The sequence below is a fragment of the Vibrio sp. D420a genome (assembly GCF_030248625.1).
Taxonomy (GTDB): domain Bacteria; phylum Pseudomonadota; class Gammaproteobacteria; order Enterobacterales; family Vibrionaceae; genus Vibrio; species Vibrio fortis_A.
The window spans coordinates 1-13,730 of sequence record NZ_JAHGAN010000042.1; the positions used below are offsets into that span (position 1 = coordinate 1).

7 protein-coding genes are annotated in these 13,730 nt (G+C 46.4%); 3 read left to right on the forward strand and 4 right to left on the reverse strand.

Annotated features, from left to right (window positions below; genetic code table 11):
* Nucleotides 1-22: 22 nt before the first annotated feature.
* On the reverse strand, nt 23-2,731 hold the full coding sequence (malT, locus tag KI743_RS21330) for an HTH-type transcriptional regulator MalT (protein WP_032550533.1): 2,709 nt from the start codon (nt 2,729-2,731) through the stop codon (nt 23-25).
* Nucleotides 2,732-3,298: 567 nt separating this feature from the next.
* Here malT and KI743_RS21335 point away from each other — a divergent pair.
* The 3 genes from KI743_RS21335 (at nt 3,299) to glgB (ending at nt 10,420) form a co-directional block, all read left to right on the forward strand.
* Nucleotides 3,299-5,752, forward strand: coding sequence for a glycogen/starch/alpha-glucan phosphorylase (locus KI743_RS21335; protein ID WP_285468073.1), 2,454 nt, complete (start codon nt 3,299-3,301; stop codon nt 5,750-5,752).
* Between the two features lie 131 nt (nt 5,753-5,883).
* Nucleotides 5,884-8,064: a 4-alpha-glucanotransferase gene (gene malQ, locus KI743_RS21340; protein ID WP_285468075.1), complete on the forward strand. Its 2,181-nt coding sequence runs from the start codon at nt 5,884-5,886 to the stop codon at nt 8,062-8,064.
* A gap of 175 nt (nt 8,065-8,239) precedes the next feature.
* Nucleotides 8,240-10,420 (forward strand): 1,4-alpha-glucan branching protein GlgB, encoded by a 2,181-nt coding sequence (glgB, locus tag KI743_RS21345; RefSeq protein WP_285468077.1) that lies wholly within the window; start codon nt 8,240-8,242, stop codon nt 10,418-10,420.
* Nucleotides 10,421-10,527: 107 nt separating this feature from the next.
* Here the strand turns inward: glgB and KI743_RS21350 are convergent, their stop codons facing one another.
* The 3 genes from KI743_RS21350 to KI743_RS21360 form a co-directional block, all read right to left on the reverse strand.
* Nucleotides 10,528-10,998, reverse strand: coding sequence for a TetR family transcriptional regulator (locus KI743_RS21350; protein ID WP_285468079.1), 471 nt, complete (start codon nt 10,996-10,998; stop codon nt 10,528-10,530).
* A 201-nt stretch (nt 10,999-11,199) separates the two neighbouring features.
* Nucleotides 11,200-12,039 carry an energy-coupling factor transporter transmembrane protein EcfT gene (locus KI743_RS21355; protein ID WP_285468080.1) on the reverse strand — a complete coding sequence of 280 codons (840 nt, stop codon included), beginning with the start codon at nt 12,037-12,039 and terminating at the stop codon, nt 11,200-11,202.
* Nucleotides 12,036-13,730, reverse strand: a complete 1,695-nt coding sequence (locus KI743_RS21360; RefSeq protein ID WP_285468082.1) for an ABC transporter ATP-binding protein — start codon at nt 13,728-13,730, stop codon at nt 12,036-12,038. Before KI743_RS21360 ends, KI743_RS21355 begins: the two co-directional genes overlap by 4 nt.

Genomic DNA, 13,730 nt, shown 5'->3' on the forward strand with positions numbered 1-13,730 from the left:
GAATCTCGAATCTCGAATCCGTTTAGTAACCCATTAACTGCAATAAGTTCTCAGCGGTACTGATCGCTTCTTTACGGTTGGCGATATTCAGCTTTTGATACAAGTTACGAATATGAGTCTTGATGGTTGTACCTGCCACATCAAGTTCTTGTGCGATCTGTTCGTTACTAAAGCCCGAGTAGATTAGGCCAAGTACCTGCCATTCACGTTGTGTGAGCGGGCTAGTACGCACTAGCTCAGGAATGTTAGGGTGGTTGACCAAGTTTTCTACAAAGTCTTCATCGAAGTGTACAGAGCGACTACGCTGAGTGGTTGAGATGTCTTTCATGATCTGCTGCGCACGGTGACGCTCTAGATCGCCTAGGCCAGGTTTATTACTCAGCTTATCAAGAATGTGTCCAATCGTTGAGCCATCAACAAGGAAGTTGCCGACCATACCTGTTTGGTTGGTCATGTGTAGTGCTTCCTCAAGCAGCACACGAGCGCTCTCTTCGTCGTTGGTTTGAATACGCAGCACAGCCTCAACAATCAAGTTGCGGTTGGTGTCAGTGACCAGGTGAGATCGTTTTGCCTCACTCTTCAAGAATACCAGCGCCTCTTCTGCCTCTTCAAACTGCTCCAACATGATGTGTGCACGTACAATATTACGCCACTGTAGTTGGCAGAAGTGGTTGCTCGCTGATTCAGGGCGAACCGCAACGTTCAACCAATCTTGAATCGAATCTTTATCTCCTTTCACTTGCCAGAAAAGCAGCAGTGAAAGAGAGGCGTTGGCTGTCCAATCTACGTGGTAAGTGGACTGGCGCAGAAGGTGCTGAATCTGGTCGATAAACTTGGCAGCTTTATCAATTTCACCGCGGCTGAGTGCAATGCGAGCTAACATCGAGTAGCTGTGCAGGTGCTTACTTGGCGAGTGGTGACCGAGAATATCTAGTCCTTTGTAGCAACACTCTTCCGCTTCGTCTAAACGGTTCCAACACCAACATATCTGAGCACGCACACGCAGTAGGAATTCATGAAGCGGTACGTACTGGAGTTGGTGCTCTTCGATAAGCTTGAAGGCACTGTCTTGCAGTTCGAATGCCGCTTGAACGTAACCCTGTGCGATCAGAATTTCGCTCTGTTGCAGAATCGCCCACAGTGCTTGATGGTAAACCTGATATTGGCGCGCGAGTTTTTCAGTTTGCTGCATCATTGGCAATGCGCGGCTTAAGTTACCCATTACGTGGTTAACTTCACCCACGACAGAGGTGGCAACAATACGGCTACGGTAAACGGTGGTATTAAGCTGGCTTAGCGCTAACTCTGCCAACTCGAGTGCTTTTTCAGGCTCGTTACTGTTAATAGCCACCTGCGCTCGGAGTGCGTTGTATTGACCTTGCTGCTGGGTATCAAGCTCAATATTACGGGCTTGATATTGAGACTCTGCCTCTTCTAGCAGTGTGCCCACTTGGTCGTAACGGTGTTGGCTCTGCGCTAACCAAGCACGTAGCATCGAGAGCTTAGGGTCGCTGTAAAGCTGATCTGGTGTGAGTTGCTTGATCGCCATCTCTAACGAAGAGAGCTCGCCTTGGTTAAACATCTGCCAGCCGTGTGTTCCTAAGATCTGGACGATTAACTCAGCATTGTTGGCTCTTTGTGCATGACGAAGAGCTTGATGAGGCGTGTCTTGTTTTAACCAAGCTTGAGCGGCAGCGTTATGCAGTTCAGCTTCTTGCTGCGGGATTCGCGCTTGACGCTCGTGAGCCAAAAACTCACCGAATAGATTGTGGAAGCGGTACCAGTTTTTCTCTCCCTCTAACGGGTAGATAAACAACCCAAATCGGTTAAGGGATTCAATCATCCCCAATGCGTCTTCACGCTGGGTGAGTGCGCACACTAACTCATCATTAAAGTGATCGAGCACAGAGCACTGCATTAAGAAGTGGCGAGTCTCTTTGTCTAGAAGGTCAAAGACTTCTTCCACTAGGTAATCCCAGAGGTGGGCGTGGTTAAAGTGAGAAACGGATTCTGCCGATTGAGCAAGTGTACGTTTCTGATGTTGTGCTTGCAGGGCAATTAATTGAAGTGCAGAAGGCCAGCCCTCAACATAGGCACAGATACTACCCGCAGTCGTGTCATCGACGCCGTCCGTAACTCGTTGGTTGAAAAAGCGTGTTGTCTCTTCTGTATCGAATGCTAATGAATCGTTGCCTAGCTCAATCATCAGATCGCGAACGCGTAAGTTTGCTGTACCGAGTGGTGGCGTACCGCGACTTGTTACAACAAGCGTTAGGTTATCTGGCATATGCTTTAAGAAGAAACGCATCGCTTCATGCACATCGTCATTGTTAACGAGGTGGTAGTCATCAAGCACAAGGAAACACTCATGATGAAAGTTCGCCATTTCAGCGAATACTTCACTTAGCAAAGAGTGTAGTGATGAGAACTGACGCTTTTCCGCTAACTTTTGTGCGTTAGGGCAAGCGTTTTGCGTCGCTTTATTAAGAGATTGCAGCAGGTAGTTGATGAAACGGAAGGCATCATTGTCGCTGTCGTCAATGCTGTACCAACCTACATTGGGTTTATCAACCAACCATTGAGCGGCCATAGTGGTTTTTCCATAGCCTGCGGGAGAGCGGAATAATACGAGCTTATAGCAGTCGGCATTTTGCAGCAGATCTAATACGCGTGGTCTTAAGATTGCGTTGTGTAATCGCCCCGGGCGAGTCAGTTTAGACGGGATCCACATGTCGAAGGTTACCTATTCCATGGCTCTTGTCTTTATAAGGAGAGTCGATTGCGTATAACCGACCATCAAAACAAAAGCCGTTATGAATTAATTCTGAGGCTATGTTACGTGAAGAAAAATGGCCCAGACCATGATCAGCCTCAGAAACCTTGCACTGTGGCATATTTTGACCCAACTACGCCCTTTAATTGTGACTTTGCTCACTAAATGGGGTGGTTTGTGATCGTGATGTTGCTCACTTCTACACATGAATTTGTGAAAAAGATGAGAACATGAAAAATATTTCGTGATCTAAATATCAGAACTCGCAAGAAAGTGAAAATAGGTAAACAAAAAATTCATCATTCAAAGTTAAGTTATGGAACGGGGGCTTGTGATCATAATCACTCCAATTTTTTATTCTGGAGCTGAACATGAGATTTAGATCACTAACCCAACGTCAGTACGCCCCCTACGCCCTTTCATCTACTCCTAGTCAGCCGTTAGACCGGGATGATGTTTAGTTAATTGTGACCATGCACGATATGTCACAGATGAATTAGAACAAATAAAAGCGAGATTTCTGAAATGAAAGCAACTCAGCAAAAAACTTTTGATAAAGTGTCGTTCCAAGAAAGTGTTAAGAAACACCTATCTGCAACCTACGCAACAACAGTAGAAACTGCGGACAGCCGCGCATGGTACCTAGCAATGGGCCGTGCTCTAGCAGAACTGACAACATTTGATCTGCTTGCTACTGAAAATGATGAGAAGATTAAGAACGCTAAGAGCGTTAACTACCTATCTCTTGAATTCCTAATTGGCCGTCTAACAGGTAACAACCTGATCAGCATGGGCCTTTACGAGCAAATCACTCACGCGATGGAAGAGCTAGGTCAAAACCTAACGGATCTTCTAGAAGAAGAGCGTGACCCATCACTAGGTAACGGTGGTCTAGGTCGTCTAGCAGCATGTTTCATGGACTCTTGTGCTGCACAAGAATTTCCAACTGTAGGTTACGGCCTACACTACGAGTACGGTCTATTTAAACAGTCTTTCGAAGACGGTCGTCAAAAAGAAGCTCCAGATGCATGGCGTGGTGTTGAAGGCTACCCATGGGAAGTGGCTCGTCCAGAACTAGCACAAGAAATCGGCTTCTACGGTCACGTTGAAGTAGTTGAAGAGAACGGTAAGCAAGTTCGTAAATGGGTTCCAGGTATGTCTGTTAAAGCAATGCCTTGGGATCTACCAATCGTTGGTTACGAGTCAGATACAGTTTACCCACTGCGTCTTTGGGAATGTCAGGCTATCGCACCATTCTCACTAGCAAGCTTCAACAACGGTGACTACTTCGAAGCACAACACGCGCTAATCGATGCTGGTAACATCACTAAAGTTCTATACCCGAACGACAACCACGAAAAAGGTAAGACTCTTCGTCTAATGCAGCAGTACTTCCACTCTGCAGCGTCTGTTCGCGATATTCTACGTCGTCACGAAGCAGCAGGTTTTGCTCTAGCGGATTTACCTAAGCAAGAGACTATCCAGCTGAACGATACGCACCCAACAATCGCTATCCCAGAGCTAATGCGCATCCTTATCGATGAGAAAGGCCTAGATTGGGATACTGCTTGGGACATCAGTGCAAACACGTTCGCTTACACGAACCACACACTGCTTCCTGAAGCTCTTGAGACTTGGTCTGAGTCGCTTATCCAGCGTCTACTTCCACGTCACATGGAAATCATTTTTGAAATCAACCACCGCTTCCTACAAGAAGTTCGTAAGATGTGGCCTGGTGATGGTGAGAAGCAAGCTAAGCTGTCTATCATCCAAGAAGGTTTCCACCGTATGGTTCGCATGGCAAACCTATGTGTAATCGGCTCTTACAAAGTAAACGGTGTAGCAGCGCTTCACTCACAGCTAGTTAAGAAAGACCTATTCCCTGAGTTCAATGAGATCTTCCCAGGCAAACTGACTAACGTAACAAACGGTATTACGCCACGTCGTTGGTTGAAGTTCTGTAACCCAGGCCTGTCTGCGCTAATCACAGACAAGATTGGTTCTGAGTGGCCAGCAAAACTTGAGCAGCTAGAAGGTATTGCTAAGTACGCGACAGACGCGAAATTCCAAAAAGAATTCATGGCTGTTAAGAAAGAAAACAAACAGCGTCTTGCTGATTGGGTTCAAGAGAACATGGGTATCGAGCTAAATACTAACGCTATCTTCGACGTACAGATCAAGCGTCTGCACGAGTACAAGCGTCAGCACCTAGACTTGCTACACATTCTATCTCTGTACCACCGTATCCTTAACGAACCTGGTTTTGAGTGTGAGCCGCGCGTATGTTTCTTCGCAGCGAAAGCTGCACCGGGTTACCACTTAGCGAAAGAGATCATCTTCGCGGTGAACAAGATTGCTGAGAAGATCAACAACGATCCACGCATTGGCAACAAACTGAAAGTGGTATTCATCCCTGACTACCGTGTAAGCATGGCTGAAATCATCATCCCAGCGGCAGATGTTTCTCAACAAATCTCGCTAGCGGGTAAAGAAGCATCAGGTACGGGTAACATGAAGATGGCTCTAAACGGTGCTCTAACTATCGGTACGATGGATGGTGCGAACGTTGAGATTCGCGAAGAAGTTGGCGAAGAAAACATTTACATCTTCGGCCTAGACGTTGATGGCGTTCAAGCGGTGAAGGCGCAAGGTTACAACCCTTACGACTACTACCACGCAGACCCACTACTGAAAGCGTCACTTGACCTACTAACGGGTGAAGAGTTCACTCCAGGTCAACCAGGTCTACTACGTGCAACGTTTGATAGCCTACTAGATGGCGGTGACCCATACCTATGTCTAGCGGACTTCGCTTCTTACGTGAAAGCACATGAAGACATGGATAAGCAATACAAAGACCAAGCGGGCTGGGCTAAGAAAGCCATCCTTAACACCGCATTGGTTGGTAAGTTCACATCAGACCGCTCAATCCGCGACTACGTGAACAACATTTGGAAACTAGAAGCGGTTAAACGTTAATAGACCCCAAATAAGCCAAGGCAGTTTCTGCCTTGGCTCAATTAGTTGGCTCAAAGCTAAATTGAAAATAAATAAACTTAGACAAATAACCCTACAAAATTGAAAGCGTTAGCGCGTTTTCGGAGAGAGCGATGAAAGAACAAAGCGTATTAAAACAAGTCGCAGAAATGGCAAACCTTGCCGACAGTTACGTAAGTGCGTGGGGCGATGAAGCACAAGTATCTGACGAAACATTAACTCGTCTATTGGCTTCATTGGGCTACGACACAAGCAGCGACGACGCTCTGCTTAAGTCTGCAGAGAAAAAACACAAGAAAGATGTATTAGACCCAGTTCTTGTCTTGCGCGATGGTGAGCCTGTAGAGGTTGCACTAAATCTAGGTGTGAGTGCTCGTGAAAGTGAGTTCAGCTGGCGTTTAGAAACTGAGCAAGGAGAGGTACTTGAAGGCTATCTTCAATCTCAAGTTGTACGAGACGAACGTGCAGAGGGTGGCCCTTTAGTGTTTGCATTGCCAAATGATTTGGCATGGGGTTATCACAAACTTGTGGTTAGCCGTAAGCGCCGTAAAAAGCCTTACGAAATGACGCTGATCATCACGCCAAAAGCGTGTTTCAAACAGAACCCAATCGAGCAAGGTAAGAAGCTTTGGGGTCCAAGTGTTCAGCTTTACACACTTCGCACTCAACACAACTGGGGTATCGGCGATTTCGGTGACCTTAAACAGCTTGTGGCTGACATCGCTTCGCGTGGTGGTGATTTCGTGGGTCTTAACCCAATTCACTCTCTGTTCCCAGCAAACCCAGAAGGCGCAAGCCCATACAGCCCATCTTCACGCCGTTGGTTGAACATCCTATACATCGATGTGAGCTCTGTACCTGAGTTTGCGCTGAGCGCAGAAGCACAACAAACAGTAGGCAGCGCAGAATTCCAACAGCGTCTGCAGAAAGCTCGCGACGCACACTGGGTTAACTACACAGAAGTGTCTGAGCTAAAGATGAGCATTCTTCCGCTGCTATTCACTGAATTCAAACATCGTCACTTAGACAAAAACAGCGACCGTGCTCAAGCATTCCTAGCGTTCGTTGAAGAGGGCGGTGATAGCCTAATGCATCAAGCAGCGTTCGACGCATTGCATGCGGAGCTTCATGCAGAAGATTCAAACATGTGGGGCTGGCCTGTATTCCCAGAGAAATACCGCACATTTGAAAGCCCGGCGACTCAAAAATACATCAAAGAGAACATTGAGAAAGTACACCTATACATGTACCTACAGTGGCTAGCGGATTGTCAGATCAACGACGCACAATCTCTGGCTGAAGAGAAGGGTATGGCTGTTGGTCTTTACCGTGACCTTGCTGTAGGTGTTGCTGATTCTGGTAGCGAAACTTGGGCGGACGAAGGCAACCTAGTAATGGACGCGAGCATTGGCGCTCCACCAGATATTCTAGGTCCTCTAGGTCAAAACTGGGGTCTTCCACCACTAAACCCAGAAGTACTTCAAGCGACGGGCTACGATGCTTACATCAAGCTACTACGCGCAAACATGAAGCACTGTGGTGCACTGCGTATCGACCACGTACTGGGCCTACTACGTTTGTGGTGGATTCCAAAAGGTGAAGATGCAACACAAGGTGCTTACATCTACTATCCAGTTCAAGACATGCTAGCAATTCTAGCGCTTGAATCACACCGCTATCAGTGTTCTGTGATTGGTGAAGATTTAGGTACTGTGCCTGATGAAATCGTCGATATCCTAGCGGATGCTGGCGTTCACTCATACAAGGTATTCTTCTTCGAAACATCTGAGGAAGACGGTGGCTTCATCTCACCAAAACACTACGCATCACAATCAATGGCTGCACTGTGTACGCACGATATGCCGACGCTACGTGGCTTCTGGCACTGTGATGACCTGAAGATGGGTCAAGAGATTGGCCTGTACCCAAATCAAGAACAGCTGAATGGTCTGTTTGATGACCGTCTTGAGTGTAAGCAGGGCATTCTAGATTCTGTTGCATGGCATGGTTTCCTACCGGATGGTGTAGGTCGTGATGCGAGCCAAGTGCCAATGGACTCTTACCTAGCTGAAGCGCTACAACTTCACGTTGCGGCAGGGTCTTCAACGCTTCTAAGTGTTCAATTGGAAGACTGGCTAGAAATGGACCAGCCTGTAAACATTCCAGGTACGGTAGACGAATACCCGAACTGGCGTCGTAAGCTATCGATGAACCTTGATGAGATTTTTGCTCACGATGATGTTAACCGTATTGCTTCTCGTCTGACCGAAGTTCGTGAAAAAGCGGGTAACTAATATGCTTGAGTGGCCCGATAATACTGAGATTTTTGCTTGTTGCATAAGAAACTATAATCTTGGTCACTCAAACGTTTCCGTACGTCAGGTACAATAGATCGTCGTTATATTGCCCGCATCCATAGCGGGCATTTTTATTTTATATTTTTTGGATGTTTGGTTAGGGAGAAAGGTTTTGGAAATGAGTTCAATTTCAAAGCAAGAACAAATATATACCCAACTATCACAGGCTTCGTTTGCTGACCCACTCTCATGTTTAGGTCCGTATCTTCCTTCTGATGAAGGTGCATTGCGCGTATGGATCCCGGGCGCAGACAAAGTTGAGTTGATTGTTGGCGACGAACCTCGTGTTGAATTAGTGCGCGAAGGCGACAGTGGTTTTGTCCTAAAGCAAGAGCGCGATTTGCGTTTTACGCACTACAAACTGGCTGTTGATTGGGCTGGTGTAGAACAAATCTTAGACGACCCATATCAATACCATGAGTTGTATGCGAGCTACGAAGCGCTGCATACACCAAAAGATATGTACCATCATATGGGCGCTCAGTTTATTACGTTAGAGCGTGATGGGGACACAATTTCTGGTACTCGATTCTTAGTTTACGCACCACATGCGTCAGCGGTGAGCTTGGTGGGTAACTTCAACTCTTGGGATGGCCGTCGCCACCCAATGCAGCGTCTTGATTATGGCATTTGGGGTCTATTCATCCCTGAGCTAGAAGAGGGCGCGCAATACAAATTCGAACTGAAAGGTCCAAATGGCGAAGGTCTACCGCACAAAGCTGACCCTTGGGGCTTCTATTCTGAGCAGTACCCATCGTTCTCTTCGGTGACTTATGATCACGCTCGTTACCAGTGGCAAGACAGCCAGTGGCAGAGCCGTCCAGTAACGGAAAAGCGTAAAGAAGCTCTGTCTTTCTACGAGCTGCATGCGGGTTCTTGGAAGCGTGATGCTAATGGTGATTTCTTAAATTACCGCGACCTTGCAAAAGAACTGATTCCATACCTAACGGATCTTGGTTACACCCATGTTGAATTGATGCCTGTTTCAGAGCACCCGTTTTACGGGTCATGGGGTTATCAGCCAGTGGGTCTATTTGCACCGACGAGCCGTTTTGGCTCACCAGACGATTTCAAATATTTTGTTGACCAGTGTCACCAAGCCGGTCTTGGCGTGGTACTTGACTGGGTTCCAGCACATTTCCCAAGTGATGATCATGGCTTGGCTAATTTCGATGGCACGCCTCTGTTCCATGATCCAGATCCACGTCGCGGTTGGCATCAGGATTGGAACTCGTACATTTACGATCTAGGTCGTGAGCATGTTCGTCGTTTCCTAGTTTCTAATGCTTTGTATTGGTTTGAGCAATTCCACATTGATGGTATCCGTGTGGATGCTGTGGCTTCGATGCTCTACCTCGATTACTCGCGCAGCCATGACCAATGGGTGCCAAATGTCGACGGTGGCAATGAGAACTACGATGCCATCGCAACATTGAAATGGATGAACGAAGAAGTCTACAAACACTTCCCGAATGCAATGACCATTGCGGAAGAGTCAACGGCATTCCCAGGTGTATCCGCACCGACATTCATGGGTGGTTTGGGCTTTGGCTTTAAGTGGAACATGGGATGGATGCACGATAGCTTGTCTTACATCCAAGAAGACCCTATCAACCGTAAGTATCACCACGACACGATTACTTTCCCACTCGTTTACGCGCACAGTGAAAATTACGTATTGTCTCTGTCGCATGATGAAGTGGTTTACGGCAAGGGCTCTATCCACAATAAGATGCCAGGTGATGAGTGGCAGCAAACGGCTAACCTGCGTGCTTACATGGGTTACATGTATGCGCAGCCGGGTAAGAAGCTTAACTTCATGGGCGCTGAGTTCGGGCAGACAGCAGAGTGGAACCACGATGACCAACTGCAATGGTTCTTACTTGACTACGAACGTCACCAAGGTGTTCAAAAGCTGACGAAAGATCTTAACCATCTTTACCGTAATGAAACTGCGATGCATGACTTAGATTTCGACCCACAAGGCTTTGAGTGGCGTCTTCAAGACTCTGCAGAGGCGAGTATCTTGGCTCATGAGCGTATCAGTGAATCAGGTGAACGTGTGTTGGTGGTATCGAACTTTACACCGGTACCGCACGAGCACTTCCGTCTGGGTGTTCCGGCACAAGGTCAGTACAGCCTATTACTCAATACTGATGATGCTAAATACAGCGGCAGTGGTTTTGAAGTAAAAGAGGTGGCTGAAATCGAAGCAGTGCAAAGCGAAGGCTTGGACACGTCGATTGAACTGAAACTTCCACCACTGGCGACAGTCTTCTACAAGCTGAACTAGTGTTAAAGATCTCTAAGTAATATTGAAAGCAAAATGGGAGCCACGGGGCTCCCATTTTTTATGTCTACTAGTCGCACCAATGTAATCTTGTTAACTAGGCAGTGCCTTTAGTTCGACCTAAAGTGAGTCATTCTAAGAAGCGAACGACCAATAACAGTTTCAATAACTTGTCTTGCATTACAACCAAAGCTTTCGATAGCTTTTTCACGAAAAGCACCATCAGCTTGCAAATCAAAACCCTCTGGTTGTTCTGCTTGTGATGCATGGAAGAAGATCAGTTTCATGACGCTCTGAAATTGTGGCTCATCCAGAGCTTTATCCCAAGATTCATAGAAGGTGTTCTCATTAGTGAAATCTAGAGGCTTCATGATAATTGGCAATATATGCCCATGTAGAGCCGCTCTAATCGCGCGAGTTGATGGAAAGTAACCTTGCAGTGTTGTTAAGCTCACGCCAATCTCTTTCGCGATACGTGCATACGTGAGCGACTCATGACCTTCCGCCAAGAAAAGGTCTAGAACGACTTGATTGTACTTCTTTTGATTTTCGAGTTTCTGTTGTTGGGTGATACGAGCCATGGAGTATTAGGATGCTGTTCTGAGTTTAGGGTATGGTAATCTGATAACTTAAACATCGCAATTATGAAACAAATAATTCATATTAATTTTTATAAAAAAATAAGTTTCAAAAATAACAATAAGAAAGCCGCTTGGTTAAAGCGGCTTTTCATGACTTAGTATTTTAGGATGAGACCAGATTATATTAGAGCGGATACCTAGCTAGAACGGATACCAAAACAGCTCTGATTCCAATACTCGCTTGGTAATCGCTAGAGCGACAATCAGCACGATAACAACCAGAGCGATGTAATCTGCCCTCTTAAGCGGTGCTGTACTGTACCAAGTACGTGACTTGTGACGTCCGAATCCACGTAGTGTCATCGCGTTCGAAATCTCATCAGCGCGGTCTAAACTCGAAAAGATGAGTGGGCCCAAGATCTTAGCAACATTCTTAATGCGAGCCACGAGTGGTGCTTTCTTTGACAGCTCAACCCCACGTGCTTGTTGGGCATGCATGATGTTGATGAAGTCCTTTTTCACCTCTGGCAGGTAACGCAGTGTCAGGCTAACGGCATAAGCGATCTTATAAGGTACGCCAATGCGGTTAAGGCTTGCTGCAAACTCTGTTGGGTGAGTTGTAAACACAAAGATTAATGCAATCGGGAACATGCTCATGTACTTCAGAGTGACGGTAATGAGATAAAACAGTGTCTCTTGGCTCAAAGAGTAGTTACCCGGCAGTGTCATTAGAATGTGCTCGCTACCAATCAGCTCGGTACCTTGTTGAGGGGCAAGCAAATACATAAACAACGCATTCAAACTCAGAACACTGAATGTACCAATCAGCAGTGGCTTATAAACGCTCACAGGTACTCTTGTCATTTTGAGCAGCAATAGACCAGTCGTGATCAGCAATACGATCAAGCGCAAGTCAAAGGTTGTCAGTACGACCGTCACCCAAGCGAGAAACAGTGCGAACTTAGTGATACCGTTCAATGCGTGCAGTGGAGATTGAGTATCGATATAGTTGATACCAAACTTTATCTTAGAGGCATTCATATTGCGCTTCTCTCGTAGTCGATGAAGTACTGCATAAATGCGTTGGTATCTTCGATTTTCATCATTGTCGCAAGGTCGTAAATACTGGTGGTACACAAGTTGGCACGGTCTAATAGCGAAGGTTGGCTGAACACTTCAGTCATCGGTGCGTTGGCAATAAGTTTGCTGTCAGCAATCACAATAGAGCGTGTGGTGTACTCAAGCACCAGATGCATGTCATGAGAGATGATCACCACCGTAATACCCAATTCTCTGTTTAGCTTTTGAATAAACGCCAACATAGATGTGTAGTTTCGATAGTCTTGACCGGCTGTTGGCTCATCGAGAATCAATAATTCTGGTTCAAGAACAAGAATAGCTGCAATGGTGACACGCTTCTTTTGTCCGTAGCTTAGAGCCTCAATTGGCCAGTGACGGAACTTGCTCAAGCCGCAAAGCTCTAGTACTGACTCAACCTTTTGTTTGATGCTCTCTTCATCAATACCACGATTACGTAGGCCGAATGCTACTTCGTCGAAAATCATATGGTGTGAAATCATATGATTTGGGTTTTGCATAACAACGCCGACTTTCTGGCTACGTTCAAAAATAGAAAGTGTACTTAGGTCTTCGCCGTTAAGGTAAGCAGAGCCCGAATCAGCCTCAATTACACCCATGATCAACTTGGTGATGGTCGATTTACCGGAGCCGTTTTTGCCTAAGATCGAAACAAACTCGCCTTTACCGATTTTAAAGCTGACTTCTTCAAGCGCGTTTTTTTCACCATCATAGGAGTAGGTAAGACCGTGTACTTCAAGTAGCGGTGTGTATTGCTTTTCAGCTTGTGCTGGTGGACGTTGGTTAAACCAACCTTGAACTGTTGGCCTAAACGCTTTGTAATCCAGTGACTTTAAGTTCGAGAGGGTGTCTTTTGCTGAAAGTGGTACCTGTGCAGCTTTTAGCGCTGAAAGGTACAGAGGCTCACGGATCCCGTGCTTTTCGAGAAGCCCTGACGCAAGTAGCTCATCAGGCGTCGAGTCGGAAATGATCTCACCTTGGTCCATCAGAATCACACGGTCGACATGGCGATGCAGCACATCCTCAAGACGATGCTCGATAATAATGACGGTTTTGTTGGTTTCACGATGTAGTTGATCGATGATCTCGATAGTCGCTTTGCCCGTCTTTGGGTCTAAGCTCGCTAACGGCTCATCAAAGAGTAGTGTATCTACTTCGTCAACAAGAATGCCTGCCAGTGAAACACGCTGTTTCTGGCCGCCAGAGAGGTCGTGAGGCGAACGTTCAAGCATGTCTGCTAGGTCGACCATCTTTGCGGTCGATTTCACTAACGGATACATGTCGATGTTTGACATCAGTTGGTTTTCTAGTGCAAAGGCAATATCTTCACCGATGCTAAGGCCAACAAACTGGCTGTCAGTGTCTTGAAGAACGGTGCCGACTTGTTCGGTAAAGTCATGCATAGAGAAGCTAGCACAGTCTTTGCCAGACATCTCCAGTTTACCGGTCACTTCGCCTTTTGTAGCGTGAGGGATTAAGCCATTTAAACATTGACCAAGGGTAGACTTGCCGCTACCACTTGGTCCAATAATGACGATTTTCTCTCCTTTCTCTATCCTTAGATTGATATTTTTTAGCGTCGGTTTATCCAGCGACTCATATCTAAAAGAGAAGTTCGAAAATGCAATAGTCAT